Raw genomic sequence first — 21,192 nt, forward strand, 5'->3', positions numbered from 1 at the left:
TCATGCCGCGACGTGCAGCTCGATCATCCGTAATGCGCCGCGCGCGGAATCGCCTTCCGGCGCGCGGGCGCGGGCCGCGAGCGCGGGCGGGAGCCAGTCGCGCAGGGCGCTCCCCAGGCCGCCGCACAGCGCGAGGGGGAGACGCTCGTCCGGGTCGAGCGCGCGGGCGATGGCGGCCGCTTCCTCGCCGGCCTTCACCAGGATGGCGCGCGCGGCCGGATCGTCCGCGTGCTGCAGCACGAGCGGCGCGAGCGTGGCGTACGTCGTCTGCGTGGCCTGGCCGAGCCAGACCTGGATCGCGGCGCGGTTGCCGCCGCAGGCGTCGATAACGGCGTCGGCGAACGCGCTGCCGGGCCGGCGCCCGTCGAGCACCTGTTCGATATGGTTGATGGCGGCGAGGCCGATCCAGCCGCCGCTCGCTTCGTCGCCGGCGGGGAAGCCCCAGCCGCCCACTTCGCGCCGCGTGCCGTCGGGCTGCAGCACTTCGCCGACGCTGCCCGTGCCGATGGCGACGATGGCGCCGGGACGGCCGCCGTGCGCGCCCACAAGGGTAGAAAAAGCATCGGTTTCGAGGCGCAGCGCGGCGTAGCCGGGATCGGCGTCCACGAACGCCTGCGCCCACTGGCGATTGTGCACGCCGGCGAGGCCGAGACCGATGGCGATGCGGTCAAGCGAAGGTCGTTCGATGCCGGCCGCGGCGAAGGCCTGGGCGACGGCGTCCTGGACGGAAGCCCAGGCGCGGGCGATGCCCAGGCCGAGGCCGGACGGGCCGCTGGCGCCCTGGGCCAGTTCGACGACACCGTGGGGAGAAATCCGCGCAAGGCGCACGCGGGTGCCGGTGCCGCCGCCGTCGACGCCGATGAGATAGTCGATCATATGAGTGCTGTGCCGGGAAGGTCAGGGCACTATAGGCAGCACTGATAGGCTTGTCAACAGGTATTTAATTGGTATTGTCGGTCCGGTCGGCAGAGGCGGAATTGGTCTCGTCCGCGCTGCTGTAGACATCCATGTCGACTGGTGAATTGGTATTGAAGGCGGTATTGTCGCGCAGCCATTCGAACAGGATCGCCATCATGAACGGACCGACGAACAGGCCGATCACACCCAGGGTCGAGACACCGCCGAGAAGGCCGAACAGCACGGCGAGGAACGGCAGGTTGACGCGCCGGCCGATCAGCTTCGGGCGGATGAATTTATCGACGAGGAACAGTTCGAACGCGCCCCAGCAGAACAGGCCCAGCGCGGCGCCGGAATGGCCCTGGCCCAGCAGCAGCAGCGAGACGAGCGAGAACGACAGCGGCGCGCCGCCCGGCACGAGCGCGAAATACCCCGTGAGCACGCCCAGCAGCGCCGGCGCCGGCGCGCCCGCGATGGCGTAGGCGGCGCCGAGCACGCAGCCCTCGAGGATGGCGACGGAGACGAGGCCCAGCGCCGTGCCGCGCACGGACAGGGGGAACACGCGGCGCAGCATCGGATACTGGCGCGGCAGCGCGCGCATGCCGGCCGTGTCGACGTGGTGGATGGCGGCGGGGCCGTGCAGGTACAGGACGAACAGGGTGAGCAGGGCGAGGAACAGGTACAGCGCATTCGCGAGGATCGTCGAGCCCCACAGGCGCGCGGCGCCCGTCAGGTGCGGGGCGAAATCGCCGGCCGCGCTGCCGACGAGGCGGTTCAAGCCGCCGGGCAGGGCAAGGTGGTCGTTCCACCACTGGACCGCGTGTTCGGCCACCATCGGCAGGTGCGCGATCCAGACGGGGACGGGGATGCCTGTCTCGTTGGCGCGGGCCAGGAGGCGCTGCACGCCGGCGAGTTCGCCGCCCAGCGTATTCAGCAACAGGATGGATGGGCCGACGAAACCGAGGATCAGCAGGCCCACGAGGCAGGCCGCGCTGGCGGCCGGCGGCCAGCCGCGGCGCTGCAGGTGGACGTGCGCGGGCCAGGTGATCACGGCGAGCAGGCCGGCCCAGGCCAGCGCGCCGAGGAAGTGCTGCAGGAGGACGGCCAGCGCCAGCGCGAACAGCGCCGGCACGAGAAGTCTGGGGGAGCGCCGGTCCGTCATGCCTGCTGCAAGGCCGCGATGCGGTCCTCGCACGACGGGTGGCTGCTGAACAGGGCCAGCACGCCGCCGCCGGCGATACCCGCTGCGGCAAGGTTCTTCGGCAGGTCGGCGTGATCCAAGCCGCCCAGGCGACGGAGCGCGGCGATCATCGGGCGCGGCGTGCCCATGATCCGGGCGGCGCCGCGGTCGGCGCGGTATTCGCGCTGGCGCGAGAACCAGGCCACGATGATGCTGGCCACGAGGCCGAACAGCAGGTCGCACACGACGGAGGTGATCGTGAACGCGATGCCGGGACCGCGCTCCTCGCCGTCGCGGCGCAGGAACTGGTCGACAAAGTACGCGACGACGCGCGCCAGGAAGATCACGAACGTGTTCACGACGCCCTGGATCAGCGTGAGCGTCACCATGTCGCCGTTCGCGACGTGCGCCACTTCGTGCGCGAGCACCGCTTCCACTTCATCGTGCGTCATCGACGTGAGCAGGCCGGTCGACACGGCGACTAGCGACGCGTTCTTCGTCGCGCCGGTCGCGAATGCGTTCGGCGCGCCTTCGTAGATCGCGACTTCCGGCATCGCGATGCCGGCCTTCTGCGCCTGGCGCGCGACGGTGTCGAGCAGCCAGCGCTCGGTGGGGTTGGACGGCTGCGCGATCACGCGCGCACCGGTCGACCATTTCGCGATGGGCTTCGACAGCCACAGCGAAATGAAGGCGCCGCCGAAGCCCATCAGGCCGGCGAAGACGAGCAGGGCGCCCAGGTTCAGGCCCTTGGCCGTCAGGTATTGGTTAACGCCCAGCAGGCTCGCCGTGATGCCAAGCACGAGCATGATGGCGAGGTTGGTGGCAAGGAAAAGCAGGATGCGTTTCATGGTCGTATCTCTCATCAATAACAAGAATCGCGGCGCAAGCGGCCGTGGTCAAGGCGAAGGATAGGACAAGGAGGCATCTTGGAAAAGCGAAGTAAACAGAAGGATTTCTTCGAAAAAATGGAATTATAACTGACGCACGTCGGCTGGCGGGTTGTCCCAGTCGTCATCGCGGCCGTTCAGGTACGTGACGGGCAGCGCCGCGCGTGCGTCGGCCGCCAGGTCGTCCAGGCAGTGTACGCTGACCGCCACGTACTCTCCCCAGCGCGGCGACGTGCCCGTGCCGAACGGCCGGATGCCGCACGTGGCGCAGAACAGGTGGCGTTCCGTGCGCGTGTTGCAGCGGTATTCCGTCAGCGCGCCGGCGCCATGCAGAAGGCGGAACGCGGCCGCGGGCACGATCGCCGCCCAATTGCGCTGCTTGGTGCAGAGACTGCAGTTGCAGACGATCGTGCCGCGATCGAGGTCGATGTCGGCCGCGAAGCGCACGGCGCCGCAGTGGCAGCTGCCGTGCCAGGTGCGCACGCCGCCCGTCATTGCGCCGCTTTCACGAGCGGCAGTTCGACGTAGCTGCTGTGGTAGATGCGCTGCGTGGCCTTGCGGTAGTCCCCCGGCTGGGCGAAGAAGATGTTCGGCACGAACGTCTGCGGATTGCGGTCGTACAGCGGAAACCAGCTCGATTGCACCTGCACCATGATGCGGTGGCCGGGCAGGAACACGTGGTTCGCCGTCGGCAGCTCGATGCGGTACGCCAGCGCCTTGTTCGGCGCCAGCGCCTTCGGCTTGTCGAAGCCTTCGCGGTAGCGGCCGCGGAAGATGTCGCCCGCGACCATCAGCTGGTAGCCGCCCAGCGCCGGCTGCGATCCCACCTGGTCCGGGTACACGTCGATCAGCTTCACGACCCAGTCGGAATCCGTGCCGCTCGTCGACGCGACGAGGTGCGCGACCGGCTCGCCGCTGATCTTCACGGGCGCCGTCAGCAAGTCGGACACGAACGTCGCGACGTCCGTGCGGCCCGACGCCTCGCGCTGGTCGTCGACGAGCCAGCGCGGCCACGTCTGCCCCTTCGCTTCGTCGTAGCCGTACGGCGGAATCGGACGCTGGCGGAAGGGCACGGGCTTGGCCGGGTCGGACACGTATTCGTCGTAGCCCTTCGCATCGGCCGCGCCGCCCAGCTGGGCCTTCTGGTTCGCGGCCAGGCGCAGCGCGACGGGTTCGACGGCGCCGCTCGGCCACGCGGGCAGGCTGCGCCACTTGTTCGTGCCCGTCTCGAACGCGGTCACCGTCGGAATCGCGGGTACACGCTCATCGCCTTTCAGGTAGCGCGCGAGGAACGGTTTCAAGACCTGCTGGCGCCAGTACAACGCCGTGTCGCTGCCGAATTTCAAAGCGCCCAGCGTGGCGCCGTCGCCGATCGCGCCGCCGTGCGACCACGGGCCCAGCGACAGGAACACCTTGTTCTCCGTGTCGTGCGGCTTGATCGCCTTCCACACGGCGACGGCGCCGTAGATGTCTTCCGCGTCCCAGTAACTGTGCACGAGGAGCGTCGGCACCGTGACGGGCTGCCGCGCGAGGATAGTATCCATCGCCTGCTGCTGCCAGAACGCGTCGTACGCCGGATGCGCGACGACCTTGTTCCAGAAACCGCTCTGTTCCAGGCCCCGTTCGCGGCCCAGCGCGCCCGCGGAACCGGCGCGCAGGTACATGTCGTAGTCGTCGTAGTTCGTGACGGGCCACTTGGCCGTGTTCGCGCGCGTGACGACCTGTTCTAGCATGTACGACATATTGATCTGCCGGAAGGCGCCGTTGTGGAACCAGTCGTCGCCCTTCCAGCCGTCAACCATCGGATTCATCGGCACCGCGACCTTCAGCGCCGGGTGCGGATTCACGAGCGCCATCAGCGGCAAGAAGCCGTCGTACGAAATGCCGATGATGCCCACGCGGCCATTCGTCTCGGGGACGTTCTTCGTCAGCCACTCGATCGTGTCGTACGTGTCGGTCGAGTGGTCGACGGGCGTCGGGTTCAGCGGGCCATGCAGCGGGCGGTTCATCACGTAGTCGCCTTCGGAACCGTATTTGCCGCGCACGTCCTGCACGACGCGGATATAGCCTTCTCCGGCGATGACGTCGGCCGCGTTGTCGTAGCCCGTCAGGATCGTCTCCAGGTCGGCGCTGTCCGCGTGGTTCACGAGGCTGGACGCATCGTAGGGCGTGCGCGTGAGCAGGATGGGTGCGTTCTGCACGCCCTTCGGCACGATGATGATGGTGTTCAGCTTCGTCCCGTCGCGCATGGGGATCATCACCGTGCGCTTCACGTAGTTGAAGCCGGCGTCGGGCGCCCTGAATTCGGCCGGGGTCTCGGACGGGAGTTCCGCATACTGCGGCGCCGTCTGCGCGTGCGCGAAACCGGCGAGCGCCACTGCACCGATGAGCGGCGCGAGGCGGACTGGGAATGACGTCATCGATATCCTTGGGCGTGTCGTGGGCGGCGCCCGCTACATTAGCACAAGGACCAGGCGTTCAGCCGTGGGCGGTACGTGGCGCGGCGTGCGGATGGTCGAGCTGGACTTCCCGCAGCGCGGCCTCGAACAGCACCACGCGGCGCGTGCGCGGCAGCGCTTCCCACCACGCGAGCGGGAAGGTCAGGCGCCGGTCGGCCATGCGCACGAACGCGTCGAAGCCGGGCTGCGTCTCGAGGAGCACGATGGCTTCAATCAGATGCGCGGCGCGCACCTCGATGCGCAAGCCGTCCTCGTTCGCATAGGCCAGCACGCGGCTCACGTCCGCCCACGGCACGACGGTGTCGTCGGCGGCGAAGCAGTCCGGGAACACGCGCACGGCGGGGGCAAGCGTCGGCACCAGGCGGCGTTTGATACGGGCGAAGACGGATAGCATGACGACCTCCTTAGCGGGTCGTGTGCGAACCGCTGCGGTCGACGAGCAGCAGCTGGCCGCGCGCGACGGTCTTCGTGTCCGCGCGGTCGGGCTGGGAGACGACGTTGACCGAGGCGGTGCCCGGTCCGTGCACGACGATGTCGGCATGGGCGGCCGTCAGGCCGTGGCCATCGAGGCTGCCCGAGCCCGCGATCCGGGCGTCGACCTGGGCAACACGCCCATCGATGCGGGCGTCGCCCGGACCGTTCATGCGCAGCAGCAGGCGCTTGCCGGACATGCTCGCCTTCAGGCCGCCGGAGCCCGACAGGGCCGCGTCCAGCGTATCGCCCACGTTCGCCAGCGTGACGCCACCGGGGCCGCGGCCCCGCACCGTCGCCTTGCCCGTCTTGAGGCCGGCCGCATCGAGGTCGCCCGAGCCGGCCAGTTCCACGTTCAGGTCGCCCACCGTGCCGGCCAGCGCGACGTTGCCCGGCCCGTTCATGCGCAGCTGCGCCGTCCCGGCCTGCAGGCCGCGCACGGCCAGTTCGCCCGAGCCGTCCACTTCGCCGTCGAACTTGCGGATGGCGCCCGCGAGGCAGGCATTGCCCGGTCCGCGCTGCACGCTGCGCGCGCCGCCGTCGATGCGCAGGTCGCACCCTTCGAAGTCGCCCGAGCCGGACATCTCCAGGTCCAGTTCGCGCGCGCTGCCCGACAGCTGGACGTTGCCCGGCCCGCGCATGCGTGCCGTCACCTTGCTTGCGCGCAGGCCCTCCGCTTCCAGGTCGCCGGAGCCGCCGGCCTGCACGGACAGCGTGCCGCTCACGTCGGCCAGTTCCACGTCGCCCGGACCGTTCAGCGCCAGGTCGACGTCGCCGGCTTTCAGGCGCCGCAGCTCCAGGTCGCCGCTGCCGCTGGACGTCACGGTCAGCTGGCGCACGGTGCCGCTCGCGTGCACGTCGCCCGGGCCGTTGCCGGCCAGCGTGAAACGCTCGGCGTCGATGCGGTCGATCTCGACGTCGCCGCTGCCGGCCACCGTCAGGCGTTTGAGGGCGGACGCGCCGATGCGGACGGTGACCGTCTCGCGGCGCTTGCCGAAGTTGAAGAAGAAACCGTTGCGCTGCACGGGGCGCACGACGAGCGTGTCGCCGCGCACGACGGTCTCGATCTCGGCCAGCCGCTTGCGTTCGCCGCTCAGTTCCAGCGACGGCTTCGCCTGGGCGTCGATCACGACGTGGTAGGGGCCCGCCAGCTCGATCGAATTGAATGCCGTGATTGCGCGCTGTTCGGTGGCGACGGCATTGCCCGTGTCCTGCGGCCGGGCGAACGAGGCGGGCATCGTGACGAAGGCGCCGGCCGCGAGCGCGGCGGCCAGGACGGTGAGCTTGAGGGCGTTTTTCATGGTGTCGTCGTTGTTGTCTGCGGCAGCGCCGGGAGACTGCACGATACGGCAGGCAGGACGCCGGCGCAGCCGGCTTTCGACGAATGCGCGAAAACGGGGGACAGGCTGCGGAAAACAAGGAGTGGATGGAGTCGCTGTCATCCCCGCGAAGACGGGGATCCATACGGCGCTGACCAGGATGCTCGGCATGGGTTCCCGCTTTCGCGGGAACGGCGGGTTACTTGACGGCCGTGACCGTGAAGCCGGCCTGTGCGAGATCGTCCAGCAGCCCGCCGCAATCCGCGTCGTCATGCCGCGCCGCGAACAGGCTGCGCACGGGGACCACGTAGAAATGCGCGCGCCCATCCGCCACCTTCCCCATGCGCGCGATCCAGTCGCGGTTGCGCGCGCAGACGAGGCCCGCGTCCAGCGGCGCCAGCCGGGTCAGCGGGCTCCCGTCGGACGGCGCGCGGCCGCGCAGCAGGGCGTCGAAGTCGCGCGTGAGGCGCGCCGTGGCCGTTGCGGAGGGCGGCGCGCTGTCCACGACGTCCAGCAGCATCATCGTGCGGCGCGGCCCGGCGGCGCAGTAGGCGTGCATCATGCCCGTGCGGTAATCGATGTCGTGCACGGGGATATCCGGGCGCGCGCGTACGAGGGCCTCGGCGACGTTGGCGCCTTGTTTGTGGTCCGGCGCGGCGGACGCGAGCGAGGCCGCCTGGACCCGTGCGAATTGCAGCAGCGTGAATTCGTCGCTCATCTCGATCAGGCGCGCCCAGGACTGCGCCTGGGTGTCCGGGTCGGGCGCCTTCGCGAGCGCCTTGACGTCGAGGGCGTCGCGCCGGGCCATGTCGGCCTGCAGCGCGAGCGTGAGGATGCGCTGGCGCGCGTCGTTCAGCGTGGCAATGCCTTGCTCGTCGAGCTGGCGCAGGTCGCACCCCGGTGTCGCCGGGCCTTCCTCGCCATCGCCCACGCCTTCGACCGCCAGCGTGGCGGACGCGCGCAGCGCGGGCAGCACGGCGCGCGTGTAATAGGCGTCGAATTCGGCCGGCAGGCCGGCGGGCGCCGCGGCGAGCACGTACAGCGTGGTCGTGCCATGGCCCTCGACCGCGTGCGTGGCTTTCCACAGGCGGGGCGTGGCGGCATGCGCCGTGCAGGCCGCCAGGGCGAGCGCGCAGGCGAGGAGGCGGGGGAGGCGGGCGGTCGTCATGCCGGCGATTATAGGTCGCGGCCCGCCTGCCCGCCGGGATCGCCTTGGCAGCATGACAACCGCGACCTGCTGCAGATGTGGCTGGAGCGCAACGACGGAGCCTGCCGGGCCATTATGCGCACGCCATCCCGGCGCACGCCTGGTGCCCGGCCGTGGCCGGAACGGAGGGCGAATGTCATAATGGGCGCTCGTCAAGGAGACCATCGTGATTCGCTACATGGGCACCCGCAAGAATGCGGAAGGTGCCTCCGTCTATATATTCATCGTCAACGGCATGGAAAAGGAAGTGCGCGAGCACGCGCTCAAGCAGCATCCAGGCTGTTACGAGGCGCTGCCGGCCTCGGTGAAGGCGAAGATCGCCGCCAACCGCGCATGGTTGGGAAAATTGTAGGCCTGCTGGCTGCCGCACTGGCGCTCGTCGCGCCCGTGCACGCGCAGACCCAGGACAAGCCGCCGTCCACGTTCGGCCCCGTCATCGGCGCGGCCCTGCTGTGCCACGACCATCTCGACAACAAGTATTTCTATGCCTGGCTGAAGACCCATTTCGGCCCCGCGTACAAGCACGAAGGCGGCGCGTACTGGTTCCGCACGGGCGAGACGACCCTGTGGGGCGCGCCCGTCACCGAGGTGATGGTCAGCGACGACACGAGCGAATGGGTGTTCGTGGGCGCCGTCGCCGACGTGGCGCCGGACGAACTGGAACAGGCCGTCCGCAAGGCGGCGGGCGTGCGCCACCTGGCGGCCGATGCGTCGCCTTACCCTTTGCGCGTATCCGTCCCCGGCAGCACGATCGCTTACTACAATGCCAAAAGCAAAATATACTGCGCGAAGTTCAAACCGCTGCCACCGCGCCGGTAAGCTTTTGGTATTGACATGTACACAAACTATTTCCACTTAAAACAGGCGCCGTTTTCCATCGCGCCCGATCCGCGTTACCTGTTCATGAGCGAACGCCATCGCGAGGCGCTCGCGCACCTGCTCTATGGGATAGGCAGCGGCGGGGGCTTCGTGCTGCTCACGGGCGAGATCGGCGCCGGCAAGACGACCGTGTGCCGCTGCTTCATCGAGCAGGTGCCGGACGACTGCCGCCTGGCCTATATCTTCAACCCGAAGCTGACGGTCGAGGAATTGCTGCAGACGATCTGCGACGAATTCCGCATCACCGTGTCGTCCGCGGCGGGGGTGAAGGCCTATGTGGACGCGATCAACGCCTATTTGCTCGACAGCCACGCGCAAGGGCACAACAACGTGCTCGTGATCGACGAGGCGCAGAACCTGTCGGCCCAGGTGCTGGAGCAGCTGCGCCTCCTGACGAACCTGGAGACCAGCGAGCGCAAGCTCCTGCAGATCATCCTGATCGGCCAGCCCGAACTGCGCACGATGCTCGCGCGGCCCGAACTGGAGCAGCTGGCCCAGCGCGTCATCGCCCGCTACCATCTCGGTCCGTTGTCCGCCGACGAAACGGGCGCCTATGTCGCGCACCGCCTGGCCGTCGCGGGCGTGCAGGGCACGACGCCGGTTCCCGCCGCGCTGGCGCCATCGATCCACCGCCTGACGGAAGGCGTACCGCGCCGCATCAACCTGTTGTGCGACCGCGCGCTGCTCGGCGCCTATGTCGAGAACAGCCGCGACGTCACGCCGGCGATCCTGCGCCGTGCCGCGCGCGAGGTGTTCGCCGGCGACGATGCGATCGCCGGCGGTGCGCCGCGCAAGCCGCTGCGCTGGCCGTTCGTGGCCGGCGGCGTGCTGGCCGGCGCCGCCATCAGCGCGGCGGCGTGGCAGGCGGTGCCGCATCGTCCGACGCCTGCGCCGGCTGCGCCCGTGGCCGTGAAAGCGCAGCCCGCGCCCGCGAAGGCGGGCATGCAGCCGAAGCCGCTGGCGCTGTCCACGCAGGACGACGCGCTGCGCGAACTGGGCGCGCTGTGGGGCCAGCAACTGCCGGCCGCCGCCGCGTGCGATGCCGCGCCGCGCGCCGGCCTGCGCTGCTACCAGGGCCGCGGCGGCCTGTATGAACTGCGCCTGCTCGACCGGCCGGCCATCGTCGGCCTGCACGACGGCGCCCGGGTCGGCTACGCCGTGCTGACCGGCATGGACGACGACACGGCCACGCTCGCGATCAACGGCCAGCGCCACACGGTGAGCCTGGGGCTGCTCGCGACCCGCATCGACGGCGAGTACACGACCTTGTGGAAGGTGCCGCGCGGTTTCCGCGACCAGGTGGGGCCGGGAGACAGCGGGCCGGACGTCGACTGGATCGCTGCCCGCCTCGCGGAACTGGACGGCAGGCGCGCCGCGCCGCCGGCCGGGCAAGTCCTGGACGAGCCCACGCGGCGCCTGCTGCGCGCGTTCCAGGTCAAGCAGAACCTGAAGGCGGACGGCCTGGCCGGTCCGCGCACCTACATGCGCCTGAACCAGCTGGCGGGCGTCGACGAACCGCGCCTGCTGGCAGCCACCGGGAAGTGATATGTCGTACATCCTCGAAGCCCTGAAGAAGGCCCAGGCCGAACGCCAGCTCGGCAACGCGCCGACGATCCACGCGCCGCAGGCGTCGACGCCCGCGCCGGCGGCCGCCGCGGCGAGCCGCAAGCCGCTGTTCGTCGGCCTCGGCGCCGGGGCGCTCGTCGTCGTCGTGGGGGCGCTGGTGCTGGGGCGGCCGGCGCCGCAGACCGTCGCGCAGCGCGCGCCCGCGCCGGCAGCACCCGCGCCGGAGCCGCTGGTGGTGAGCGCGCCGCCAGCGCCGCCGCCCGTGACGGTGCGCGAACACGTACCCGCGCCCGCGCCTGCGCCCGCGCCGGCAGCACCCGCGCCGGAGCCGCTGGTGGTGAGCGCGCCGCCAGCGCCGCCGCCCGTGACCGTGCGCGAACGCGCACCTGCGCCCACGCCCGCACCCTCCCGCCCGGCCCCGGTGCCGGTGCCGGCCGCCGCGCCGGCGCCCGTCGCGAAGGCGGCGCCGGAAGACAGCCTGCCGTTCCTGCAGCAGCTGCCCGACGCCCAGCAGCGCGACATCCCGCGCGTCACGTTCGGCGGCTACATGTATTCCGCCAACGCGGCCGACCGCCTGCTGATCGTCGACAAGGCGCTGCGCCACGAAGGCGAGGAGGTCGCCCCCGGCCTCGTGCTGGAAAAGCTGCTGCCCAAGGCGGCCGTCATGAACTTCCGGGGAATCCGCTACCGTGTCGCCTACTGATTTCGCCGGCCGCGGGCCCGTGCTGGGCGTCATCGGATGGTCCGGCAGCGGCAAGACGACGCTGCTGGAACTCGTCGTCGCGCGGCTGGCCGCGTCCGGGCTGCGCGTCAACGTCGTCAAGCACAGCCACCACGACGTCATGCTGGAACCGCCGCACAAGGACAGCGCCCGCATGCGCGCGGCCGGCGCGGCCGAGGTCATGATCGCATCGCCGTACCGCGTGGCCATCATGCGCGAGCTGCGCGGCGCCGCGGAGCCGTCGCTGGCCGAACACCTGGCACGCCTCGCGCCGGCGGACCTGACCCTGGTGGAAGGCTATAAATGGGAGGCGCTGCCCAAGCTGGAGGTGTACCGGCCCGACGTCGGCAAGCCGCCGATGTTCCCGGGCGACCCGCACATCGTGGCCGTCGCGTCCACGATGGCGCGCCCGCAGGGGCTGGCGCCGCAGGTGGCGTGGCTGGACCTGCTCGACGCGGACGCGGTCTTGCGCTGGGTCAGGCAATTTAATGGTTTGCCCGCCTAAAGTTCCTGCCGGTCGTGTCGTTAACACGGGATAAGCGGTCGTGCGGGCGAACCCCGTGCTGGCCGACCGTCGACACACCCACCAGGAGCGCATATGGACGCCTTAGGTATCGCCAAGCTTGCCACCAGCATCGCCGACACCGGCATCCGCCAGGACGTCGCCGTCGCCGTGCTGAAAAAGACGCAGGACATCCAGGCCTCGGCAGCCACCCAGTTGCTGGAAGCGGTGCAGTCCGCCGCGCCGGCGCCGAACCTGCCGCCGCACCTGGGCAACCACATCAACACGACGGCCTGACGCGCGCGCGTCAACGGAATTCCCGCCGCCCGCGTTATCGGCCCAGTACCCGGCGCGACGGGGGCGGCCACACAATACCATCCGCTCAGCCGCCACCATCGGGCTGCCGCCAGCGACGACGACGTCCGGCGCGCAGCCGACAACGGCCGCCCCGGCCGGGTTACTTTTCCACTCGTTACGCTCCGGCCGGGATAGAATGCCTGCCGTGTACTGACCTGCATTTCGGAGAATCCCCAATGAACAAACGACAAGCCCTGATCGCCGCCGCGCTCGCGAGCGTCTGCGCCACCCAGGCCACGGCCGCCGGCCAGATGGATGCGCAATCCGGCAACGAAGAAAAATGCTACGGCGTCGCCAAGGCCGGCCAGAACGATTGCGGTACCGCCACCCACGGTTGCGCCGGCATGGCGACGGCCGACAAGGACCCGGGAGAATGGAAATTCGTCCCGAAGGGCACCTGTGAAAAAGACGGCGGCAAACTGAATCCGCCGAAACAGGGTAAATAAGCCTCATCATGGCCGCCGCCCGCCGTGCCGGCCTTGGCCTGCGCGCGCCGCATTACCGCGAGTTCCTCGAACGCCGGCCCGACGTTGGCTGGGTCGAGGTCCACACGGAAAACTTTCTCGCACGCGCCGGCCACGACTGGCGCGTGCTGTCCGCGGTGCGCCGCGACTATCCGGTCAGCCTGCACGGCGTGGGCCTCGGCCTCGGGTCCGTGCACGGCTTTTCCGATGACCACCTGGCCCGCGTGGCCGCCCTCGTGCGTACACTCCAGCCGGTGCTCGTCTCCGAACACTTGTCCTGGGGCGCGCTGCGCGACCGCCAGCTGAACGACCTGCTGCCCCTGCGGCTGGACCGTGAGGCGCTCGACCTCGTCGCCGCGCGCGTCGCGCGCGTGCAGGACGTGCTGGGACGGCGCATCCTCGTCGAAAACGTCTCCACCTACGTGCGCTTCGCGGGCGACGCGATGAGCGAGGCGGACTTCCTCGCCGAACTCGCGCGCCGCACGGGCTGCGGCGTGCTGCTGGACGTGAACAACCTGTACGTCAACGAGCGCAATCACGGCGAGGATGCGCATGCCGCCATCGCCGCGCTGCCGGCCGGCTGCGTGGGCGAGATCCACCTGGGCGGCCATCTCGTCACGGACGATGGCCTCATCGACCACCACGGCGCCCGCGTCGCGCCGCCCGTGTGGAACCTGTACCGCGCGGCGCTGGCCCGCTTCGGCGCCGTGCCCACGCTCGTCGAATGGGACACGGACCTGCCGCCGCTCGACGTGCTGCTCGACGAGGTGGCGCAGGCGGATGCGATTGCCGCGACGGCGGGGCGGGGCGTCGTCGCCGACAGCGCCGTCGCGCCTGTCGACCCGGCACCGGCCGCCGGCCTGGACGCCCTCCAGCAAACCTTCGGCGCGGCGCTGTTCGACAGCACGCACGACGCCGCATTAGCTCCGCTGCTGAAAGGCGATCCGCGCCGCGTCGGCATCTACCGGGGCAACCTGCACGCGCACTGGACGCGCGCGCTGGCGTCGGCGTACCCCGTGCTGCGCCAGCTCGTGGGCGAGGAATTTTTCGACGCGCTCGCGCGGGTCTACGGCCAGGCGCATCCGGCGCGCGATCCGGACCTCAATCGTTTCGGCGCCGCGCTGCCCGACTTCCTCGCCGGTTTTACGCCGGCGGCCGATCATCCCTACCTGCCCGACGTCGCGCGCCTCGAATGGTGCGTGCACGAGGCGTGGTACGCGCCCGATGCGGATGCGGCGCCCGCGAGCCTCGCCGGCCTCGCGCCGGATGCCTTCGAGGCGGCGCGCGCCGTGCTGCATCCGGCGCTGCGCCTGCATGCGTCGCCGTGGGCCACCGTGGCGCTGTGGCGCGCGCACCAGGCGGACGGTCCGGACTTTCCGGATGAATTGCGGACGGCCGCGCACGCGCTGGTGCTGCGGCCCCGGCTCGACGTGGAAGTGGAAGCCATCGGCGCGGCGGAACATGCGGCGCTGGCGTGCCTGGCGCACGGCGACACCTTCGGCGCGGCGCTCGATGCGGCATTCGATGTGGACGAGGACTTCGACGTGGCCGTGCACCTGCGGCGCTGGCTCGATCGGGGAATGGTGGCGGGAATCAAAAACGGGGCAAACGCGGCGCCGTAGACGGTGGCGCCGCGCGGTCAGTGGTAGAAGGCGCGCAGGATGCGTTCTTCTCCGGTCTTGTCGTGGTGCAGCTCGTTGGCCGCACGCGTCGCTTCCATCATCCGGTTCAACTGGTCCTCTTCGAAGCGGGCCAGTTCCTCATTGGCGGCATTGAGCGCGACGGCCAGCTTGGCGCGGGCGTTCTGGTACACGACTCCGGTGTAGTGATCGGTATTCTTGAGCAGTTCTTCCGCGTTTTCGATGACGAGACGCAGGTCGCCGATCAAGCGCTGCTGCGTCATGGGGCTTGATTCTGGGGTTTCCATCTTCCTCACCTTTGGGCCGAATGTTACGACTTCAATATAGAGAAGGGGGACTGCCCAAGTTTGTCAGCGCGCAAACGTCAACCCTACCGTCGGGGACGGCTCGCGCGGTGCGACCGCGGGGTGCGCCGGGTGCGCCTCAGCGCACTTGAATACGAATATCGCCCAGCGTTACGACCTGGCCCGCGCGGATCTTGGCCGTCTTGCGCAGTTCCTTCTTTCCATCGACCGACACGTCGCCGCTCGCCACCACGTGCTTGCCGGCGCCGCCGCTGTCCACCACGCCGACCAGTTTCAACAGCTGGTTCAGTTCGATGAACTCCGAAGTCAGTTCAAAAGTTGTTGTTTGCATTTTATCCTCTGTTAAAAATGGGCGCCGTACTGTTGTGTTCGTTTAGACAATACTTTTCAAAAAAACAACGTCGCCTCCACGCGAGCGGGGCGACGTCATGTATCCGATGCGGTACCGTCAGGCCGGGCTGGGCCGCGTCATCTCGATCGGCACGATCCACTGGTCGAACTGCGTCTCGTCGACGAAGCCCGATTGCAGGGCTGCCTGGCGCAAGGTCAGGCCGTTGTGCTGGGCCGTCTTGGCGATTTGCGCGGCGCGATCATACCCGATATGCGGGGCCAGCGCGGTCACCAGCATCAGCGACTGCTCCATCAATTCGCCGATGCGCTTGCGATTCGGCTCGATGCCCTGCGCGCAATGCTCGTCGAACGAGCGCATGCCGTCCGCCAGCAGGCGCGCGCTCTGCAGGAAGTTATGGGCGATCATCGGCTTGAACACGTTCAGTTCGAAGTTGCCCTGCGCGCCGCCGACCGTGATCGCGACGTCGTTGCCGAAGACCTGGCAACACAGCATCGTCAGCGCCTCGCACTGGGTCGGGTTCACCTTGCCTGGCATGATCGAGCTGCCCGGCTCGTTTTCCGGGATCGTGATCTCGCCCAGGCCGGAGCGGGGGCCGGACGCCATCCAGCGCACGTCGTTGGCGATCTTCATCAGCGCCGTGGCCAGCGTCTTGAACGCGCCGTGCGCCAGCACCATCGCGTCATGGCCGGCCAGCGCCATGAACTTGTTCGGCGCCGACTTGAATTGCAGGCCGGTGCGCGACGCGATCTCGGCCGCGATGCGGTTGGCGAATTCCGGATGCGCGTTCAGGCCCGTGCCCACCGCGGTGCCGCCGGCGGCCAGCAGCAGCAGGCCGGGCAACGTGTTCTTGATCGCGTGCTCGGCGAATTCGAGTTGCGCCACGTAGCCGGAGAATTCCTGGCCCAGGGTGAGCGGCGTCGCATCCTGCAGGTGCGTGCGGCCGATCTTGACGATGTCGGCGAAGTCGCGCGACTTCACTTCCAGCGTGCCGCGCAGCTTTGCCAGCGCCGGCAGCACGTCCTTGGCGACGGCCAGCGCGGCCGCCACGTGCATCGCGGTAGGAAACATGTCGTTCGACGATTGGCCCATGTTGACGTGGTCGTTCGGATGCAGCAGGCGCGCCTCGCCCCGCTCGCCACCCAGCAGTTCCGAGGCGCGGTTCGCGAGCACCTCGTTCATGTTCATGTTGCTCTGGGTGCCGGAGCCGGTCTGCCACACGGACAGCGGGAATTCGGACGGATGACGGCCTTCCAGCACTTCGTCGGCCGCGCGGATGATCGCATCGGCCTTGTCTTGCGGGAGCTTGCCGAGCGAGCGGTTGACGGCGGCGGCCGCGCGCTTCACCTGCGCCAATGCGGCGACCAGTTCCGGCGCCATCTTCTCGCTCGAAATGTGGAAGTGGTGCAGCGAACGCTGGGTCTGCGCACCCCACAGCTGATCGTTCGGTACGTCGATCGGGCCGAAGCTGTCCTTCTCAATCCGGTTTTCCATGGATGCATCCTGTTGGTTTGACAATGGAATTAAAGAGTGTACCGCAACGGCCGTTAACCACGTTGAAGCCCCCATTTTTCCCACGCCATGGCCCGCCGCACCCGCCTTTTATTCTCCAGCCTTGCCCTTGCCGCGTTCGCATCCGCCCACGCGGCCGAGCTGGGCGACCCGCGCGTGTCGTCGCACATCGGCCAGCCGCTCGTGGCCGACGTCGAGCTGACGATGCTCGACGATGCCGCCGCGCCCGTGCAGGTGCGCGTGGCCAGTCCGGAGGTCTACAACGGCGCGGGCATCGCCGTGCCGCCCCTGCTGTCCAGCCTGAATTTGTCGGTGATGCGGCGCGACGGCCGCCAGTTCCTGCACGTGACGTCGCTGCGTCCCGTCGACGCGGACCACGTGCACTTGTACCTGGAGCTCGTCGACAAGGGCCAGCGTGCCGTGCGCCTGGCCACGCTGTGGCTGACGCCGGATCCGAATCCCGCGCCGCCGCCCGCGCCCGTGCGCGTGGCGGCACCTGTGCCGGCGCAGGTGCCTCCGGCCAACCCCGACGCGGTATTGCTCGCGCAGGTGGAACGGGCCCGCGTGGCGCATGCGGCGCCGGTGGTCCGGCGCGAAGCCGCAAAGCCGCTAACGCCGCCGCCCAGGCCGGTGGTGCGCCGTCCGCCGCCGGCGCCCATCGCCAGGCCGGCGACCCCGCCGCCCGCCTGTGCGCCCCGGGCCGAGGAAGTGCAGGCCTGCGCGGCCCTCGGCGCGAAGAACGACGAATTGCGTTCCCGCCTCGGCCAGGTCGAGGACCGGATGAAGAAGCTGCAGGTGTCGCTGGCCGCGCCGGCCGTGGCGCACGAGGCGCCGAAGCCCGAGACCATGCCGGAGAGCAAGCCGGCGCCGCCGAAGGAAGCCGAGGCCAACCCGGAGCCGCCGAAGGAAGCCGAGGCGAAGCCGGCGCCGCCTCCGCCGAAGCCCGCCGGGCCGCGCCCGATCTCGTCGATCAAGCCGCTCGTGCCGCACAAGCCGAAGGCGCCGGCGCCGGACGAAAGCTTGCCCTGGGGCTGGATCGGCGCCGCCATCGGCGTGCTGGCGCTGGGTGGCGCGGGGGCATATGCCGTCCGTCGCCGCAAGGCGCCGCCGGCGGCAGGCGAGGCCGCCGAGCCGACGCTGGAATAGCGTTCAAAATCTTCCTGTGAGTCGTCTACACAAGTGCTGATTTTGCGTTATACTCAATCCCGAAGTACACGGATCAGGGTCCGCCGCAGCCACCACCGATAGCGTGGCGCGGGGTCGGACGGTCGCTGAGGAAGCGCCTGATGCCGGAAGCGGTTCGCTGCCAACAGTGGCAGACGGACGCCGGAGGCAACCGGCAAGAGGCGACGCCAGGGGATGCCTGGTAGTCGCGCTCCCCATTCCCGAGAGCCGCGCAGATGACCCACGTCGCTGCGCGGTTTTTGTTTGCGCGGCGCGCGTTGGCCTCCCGCTCGGGTTATCGCTACCATAGCGGCAGATCATCGATCGAGGAGGGGACATGAACGAGCTTGTGCGCGCGGACTTATTCTCCGAATACTGCCCGTCGCGTGAAGTGCTGAAACATGTGACGAGCCGCTGGGGCGTGCTGCTGCTCGTCGCATTGATGGATGGCACGCACCGCTTCGGCGAACTGCGCCGCAAGGTGGGCGGCATCAGCGAAAAAATGCTGGCCCAGACGCTGTATTGGCTCGAGCAGGACGGGTTCGTGCAGCGCATCGCCCATCCCGTCGTCCCGCCTCACGTGGAATACCGGCTGACGCCACTCGGCGAGCAGATCGGGCACAAGCTCGGCGACCTCGCCGCATGGATCGAAGGGAACATGGATGGCATCCTGGCCGCGCAGAAAGCAAAAAGCCCCTTGGACGGCAAGTCGAAGGGGCTTCAGGCGGAGTAGGGCGGATCAGTGGGTCGGGCTCAGTGCGCGGTCCAGTTGGCCCATCCACGGCTCGGTAATGTCGCGCACGGCGCGGTCGTTGGCCATGATCTGCTTGAGCAGGTCGACCTTGCGCTTGCGGGCGGCGCCTTCCAGCGGCGGGACGCCGCTCTTTGCCGCGCTCGACTGCAGGGCGCACTGCGTTTCCAGGCGCGCCAGGCCGTCCCAATCCCCTTCGCGCGCAGCGACAGCCATGCGGCTGCTGAGGGCGGCGATGTTTTCATACATTGCGAGGACTTCGTTGGACGTCATGACTGCGCTCCACCATTGAGGCAAACTCCGGCCGGATTGCCGGTTGTCTGCCTTTTACGGCAGCGTTTTGGAGAACTTTAGGGTTGTCGAAAGATTTTTTTGAAATTTTTTTAGGAGAGGCACCATGAACATCAGCTGGACTCCGATCAGGACCGCCATCGTCCTCGCGATGTGCGGTACCGCGCTCGTTACCACGGGCGCGGCGGCATCCGGGCAGACCCCGCCCGCGGCCAAGGAGGACGTCAACGCGGCCGGGACCGCCCAGGCCGCTTTGCGGCCGGGCGACGATTTCTTTGCCTGGGCCAACAAGGACTGGCTTGCCAAAACGACCATTCCCGAGGACCGCAGCCGCTGGGGCGCGATGGACAACCTGGCGGAAGACACGAACCAGCGCATCGTCAAGCTGATCGAAGGCGTCGACTCCAACAAGAAAGCGGGACCGGAAGCGCGCAAGGTCGCCGGTTACTACAACGCCTACATGGACGAATCCGCGATCGAGGCGCGCGGCATCGCGCCGCTGAAGCCGCTGCTGGCGCAGATCGGCGCCATCAAGGACAAGGCGGGCCTCGTGCGCGCGCTGGGCGCGTCCGTGCGCGCGGACGTCGACCCGCTGAACAATACGCATTTTGCGACCGAGAACATCTTCGGCGTCTGGATCTCGCCCGGCCTGCACGATCCCGCCCACAACTGGCCGTACCTGCTGCAGGGCGGCCTGGGCATGCCGGACCGCGCGTATTATCTGGACAATAACGAACGGATGGCCGGCCTGCGCACGCAGTACCAGAAACACATCGCGGCAATGCTCAAGCTCGCCGGCTACGCCGCTACGGATGAGGACGCCGACGCCCGCGCCGCGAAAATCTTCGCGCTCGAAGTCGACATCGCCAACACCCACGGCACCCGCGCCGACTCGGCCGACGTGCTGAAGGCCGACAACACGTGGACCCGCAAGGACTTCGCCGCCAACGCGCCGGGCCTCGACTGGGATGCGTTCTTCAAGGCCGCGCGGCTGGGCGACCAGGACAAGTTCATCGTCTGGCATCCGTCCGCCGTGAAAGGCGAGGCGGCGCTGGTCGACAAGATCGACGTCGCGACGTGGAAGGATTATCTCGCCTTCCACACCATCAACCGCATGGCCAACGTGCTGCCGAAGGCCTTCGTGGACCAGCGCTTCGCGTTCTACGGCAAGGCGCTGTCCGGCACGCCGCAGCAATCGATGCGCTGGAAGCGGGCGCTGGGCGCGACGAACGAGGCGATGGATGAGGCGGTCGGCAAACTGTACGTCGCGAAATATTTCCCGGCGGAGAACAAGGCGCAGCTGCAGAAAATGGTCGCGAACATCGTGGCGGCTTTCGGCAAGCGCGTCGACAAGCTCGACTGGATGGCGCCCGCCACCCGCGCCCAGGCGAAGGAAAAACTCAAGACCTTGTACGTGGGCGTCGGCTATCCGGACCAGTGGAAATCGTATGCCGGCCTGAAGGTTGATGCCAAGGATGCGTTCGGCAACGCGCTGCGCGCCGAGGCGTTCCACACGGACCAGGAATTCGCGAAGCTGCATGCGAAGCCGGACCGCACGGACTGGTCGATGCCGCCGCAGCTCGTCAATGCTGTCAACCTGCCTCTGCAGAACGCGCTGAACTTCCCGGCCGCGATCCTGCAGCCGCCGTTCTTCGACCCGAAGGCGCCGGACGCCGTCAACTACGGCGCGATCGGCGCCATCATCGGCCACGAGATCAGCCACAGTTTCGACGACCAGGGTTCGCAGTTCGATGCCCAGGGCCGCCTGCGCGACTGGTGGACGAAGGCGGACATGGAGCACTTCAAGGCCGCGTCCCGGAAACTCGTCGAGCAGTACAACGCCTATAAACCGTACCCGGACCTCGCCGTCAACGGCCAGCTGACCCTGTCCGAAAACCTCGCCGACCTGGCGGGCCTGGAAGCGTCGTATGATGCCTATCGCGCCGCCGCCGGCAAGAACGCGTCGGCGGAGAGCGACCGCCAGTTCTTCACGGGCTATGCGCAGAGCTGGCGCACGAAGGCGCGCGAGGCGGCCGAGCGGCGCGGTATCCTGACGGACGGCCACGCCCCGCCGCAATACCGCACGGCCACCGTGCGCAACCTGGACGCCTGGTACGAGGCGTTCGACGTGCAGCCGGGACAGGCGCTGTACCTGCCGCCGGAGCAGCGCGTACGCGTCTGGTAAGCAGCATTTTATGTCTAGCGGGTAAGCTGCGCCGGCCGGAAAGAGGCCCGAACTAGAATGGTTCGGACTTCTTTCAGCGTGGTTTT

General features: G+C 68.8%; 23 protein-coding genes. 11 read left to right on the forward strand and 12 right to left on the reverse strand.

Annotation, left to right across the window (positions count from 1 at the left end):
- From QPK29_RS26185 to QPK29_RS26220, 8 genes are all read right to left on the reverse strand, one after another.
- Entirely contained in the window at window positions 1–876 is an 876-nt protein-coding gene (locus QPK29_RS26185) for a BadF/BadG/BcrA/BcrD ATPase family protein (RefSeq protein WP_371771527.1), read from the reverse strand.
- Window positions 877–940: 64 nt separating this feature from the next.
- Window positions 941–2,059, reverse strand: a complete 1,119-nt coding sequence (locus QPK29_RS26190) for an AI-2E family transporter (RefSeq protein WP_371771526.1) — start codon at window positions 2,057–2,059, stop codon at window positions 941–943.
- Window positions 2,056–2,925 carry a protease HtpX gene (gene htpX, locus QPK29_RS26195; RefSeq protein WP_371771525.1) on the reverse strand — a complete coding sequence of 290 codons (870 nt, stop codon included), beginning with the start codon at window positions 2,923–2,925 and terminating at the stop codon, window positions 2,056–2,058. Before htpX ends, QPK29_RS26190 begins: the two co-directional genes overlap by 4 nt.
- A gap of 123 nt (window positions 2,926–3,048) precedes the next feature.
- Window positions 3,049–3,447 (reverse strand): GFA family protein, encoded by a 399-nt coding sequence (locus QPK29_RS26200; protein WP_371771524.1) that lies wholly within the window; start codon window positions 3,445–3,447, stop codon window positions 3,049–3,051.
- An 8-nt stretch (window positions 3,448–3,455) separates the two neighbouring features.
- Window positions 3,456–5,384: a CocE/NonD family hydrolase gene (locus tag QPK29_RS26205; RefSeq protein ID WP_371771523.1), complete on the reverse strand. Its 1,929-nt coding sequence runs from the start codon at window positions 5,382–5,384 to the stop codon at window positions 3,456–3,458.
- Between the two features lie 58 nt (window positions 5,385–5,442).
- Window positions 5,443–5,817, reverse strand: coding sequence for a hypothetical protein (locus QPK29_RS26210; protein ID WP_371771522.1), 375 nt, complete (start codon window positions 5,815–5,817; stop codon window positions 5,443–5,445).
- Window positions 5,818–5,827: 10 nt separating this feature from the next.
- Window positions 5,828–7,195, reverse strand: a complete 1,368-nt coding sequence (locus QPK29_RS26215; RefSeq protein ID WP_371771521.1) for a GIN domain-containing protein — start codon at window positions 7,193–7,195, stop codon at window positions 5,828–5,830.
- 217 nt (window positions 7,196–7,412) lie between these two features.
- Window positions 7,413–8,381, reverse strand: coding sequence for a hypothetical protein (locus QPK29_RS26220; RefSeq protein ID WP_371771520.1), 969 nt, complete (start codon window positions 8,379–8,381; stop codon window positions 7,413–7,415).
- A gap of 205 nt (window positions 8,382–8,586) precedes the next feature.
- On the opposite strand from QPK29_RS26220, the gene QPK29_RS26225 reads away from it, so the two are divergent.
- From QPK29_RS26225 to bufB, 8 genes are all read left to right on the forward strand, one after another.
- Complete coding sequence (locus QPK29_RS26225; RefSeq protein WP_036238481.1) at window positions 8,587–8,772, forward strand: hypothetical protein; 186 nt, start codon at window positions 8,587–8,589, stop codon at window positions 8,770–8,772.
- Window positions 8,754–9,239 (forward strand): hypothetical protein, encoded by a 486-nt coding sequence (locus tag QPK29_RS26230; protein WP_056129086.1) that lies wholly within the window; start codon window positions 8,754–8,756, stop codon window positions 9,237–9,239. Before QPK29_RS26225 ends, QPK29_RS26230 begins: the two co-directional genes overlap by 19 nt.
- Before the next feature lie 15 nt (window positions 9,240–9,254).
- Window positions 9,255–10,844 carry an ExeA family protein gene (locus tag QPK29_RS26235; RefSeq protein WP_371771519.1) on the forward strand — a complete coding sequence of 530 codons (1,590 nt, stop codon included), beginning with the start codon at window positions 9,255–9,257 and terminating at the stop codon, window positions 10,842–10,844.
- Window position 10,845: 1 nt separating this feature from the next.
- Window positions 10,846–11,568 (forward strand): general secretion pathway protein GspB, encoded by a 723-nt coding sequence (locus QPK29_RS26240; protein WP_371771518.1) that lies wholly within the window; start codon window positions 10,846–10,848, stop codon window positions 11,566–11,568.
- Window positions 11,555–12,091 (forward strand): molybdopterin-guanine dinucleotide biosynthesis protein B, encoded by a 537-nt coding sequence (gene mobB / locus QPK29_RS26245; protein WP_229412271.1) that lies wholly within the window; start codon window positions 11,555–11,557, stop codon window positions 12,089–12,091. The genes QPK29_RS26240 and mobB overlap by 14 nt, the downstream gene beginning before the upstream one ends.
- A gap of 93 nt (window positions 12,092–12,184) precedes the next feature.
- Complete coding sequence (locus tag QPK29_RS26250) at window positions 12,185–12,385, forward strand: YjfB family protein (RefSeq protein ID WP_371771517.1); 201 nt, start codon at window positions 12,185–12,187, stop codon at window positions 12,383–12,385.
- A gap of 236 nt (window positions 12,386–12,621) precedes the next feature.
- Window positions 12,622–12,891 carry a BufA1 family periplasmic bufferin-type metallophore gene (locus QPK29_RS26255; protein WP_371771516.1) on the forward strand — a complete coding sequence of 90 codons (270 nt, stop codon included), beginning with the start codon at window positions 12,622–12,624 and terminating at the stop codon, window positions 12,889–12,891.
- Window positions 12,892–12,899: 8 nt separating this feature from the next.
- Window positions 12,900–14,531 carry an MNIO family bufferin maturase gene (gene bufB / locus QPK29_RS26260; RefSeq protein WP_371771515.1) on the forward strand — a complete coding sequence of 544 codons (1,632 nt, stop codon included), beginning with the start codon at window positions 12,900–12,902 and terminating at the stop codon, window positions 14,529–14,531.
- A 17-nt stretch (window positions 14,532–14,548) separates the two neighbouring features.
- Here the strand turns inward: bufB and QPK29_RS26265 are convergent, their stop codons facing one another.
- The 3 genes from QPK29_RS26265 to fumC all read right to left on the reverse strand — a co-directional run bounded on the left by QPK29_RS26265 (window position 14,549) and on the right by fumC (window position 16,697).
- Window positions 14,549–14,836 carry a DUF883 family protein gene (locus QPK29_RS26265; RefSeq protein ID WP_371771514.1) on the reverse strand — a complete coding sequence of 96 codons (288 nt, stop codon included), beginning with the start codon at window positions 14,834–14,836 and terminating at the stop codon, window positions 14,549–14,551.
- Window positions 14,837–14,972: 136 nt separating this feature from the next.
- A complete protein-coding gene (locus QPK29_RS26270; protein WP_036238457.1) occupies window positions 14,973–15,185 on the reverse strand; it encodes an RNA-binding S4 domain-containing protein in 213 nt (70 codons plus the stop codon).
- Window positions 15,186–15,302: 117 nt separating this feature from the next.
- Window positions 15,303–16,697 (reverse strand): class II fumarate hydratase, encoded by a 1,395-nt coding sequence (fumC, locus tag QPK29_RS26275; protein ID WP_371771513.1) that lies wholly within the window; start codon window positions 16,695–16,697, stop codon window positions 15,303–15,305.
- 87 nt (window positions 16,698–16,784) lie between these two features.
- Between fumC and QPK29_RS26280 the strand changes: the two genes are divergently transcribed.
- Both QPK29_RS26280 and QPK29_RS26285 read left to right on the forward strand, forming a co-directional pair.
- Window positions 16,785–17,861, forward strand: coding sequence for a FimV/HubP-related protein (locus tag QPK29_RS26280; protein WP_371771512.1), 1,077 nt, complete (start codon window positions 16,785–16,787; stop codon window positions 17,859–17,861).
- Between the two features lie 355 nt (window positions 17,862–18,216).
- Window positions 18,217–18,612, forward strand: coding sequence for a winged helix-turn-helix transcriptional regulator (locus QPK29_RS26285; RefSeq protein WP_056129116.1), 396 nt, complete (start codon window positions 18,217–18,219; stop codon window positions 18,610–18,612).
- A 6-nt stretch (window positions 18,613–18,618) separates the two neighbouring features.
- Here the strand turns inward: QPK29_RS26285 and QPK29_RS26290 are convergent, their stop codons facing one another.
- A complete protein-coding gene (locus QPK29_RS26290) occupies window positions 18,619–18,903 on the reverse strand; it encodes a flagellar protein FliT (RefSeq protein ID WP_371764826.1) in 285 nt (94 codons plus the stop codon).
- Between the two features lie 124 nt (window positions 18,904–19,027).
- Between QPK29_RS26290 and QPK29_RS26295 the strand changes: the two genes are divergently transcribed.
- A complete protein-coding gene (locus QPK29_RS26295; protein ID WP_371771511.1) occupies window positions 19,028–21,106 on the forward strand; it encodes a M13 family metallopeptidase in 2,079 nt (692 codons plus the stop codon).
- The last annotated feature ends 86 nt before the right edge of the window (window positions 21,107–21,192 follow it).

The organism is Massilia orientalis (assembly GCF_030411975.2).
GTDB classification, from domain to species: Bacteria; Pseudomonadota; Gammaproteobacteria; order Burkholderiales; family Burkholderiaceae_D; genus Telluria; species Telluria orientalis.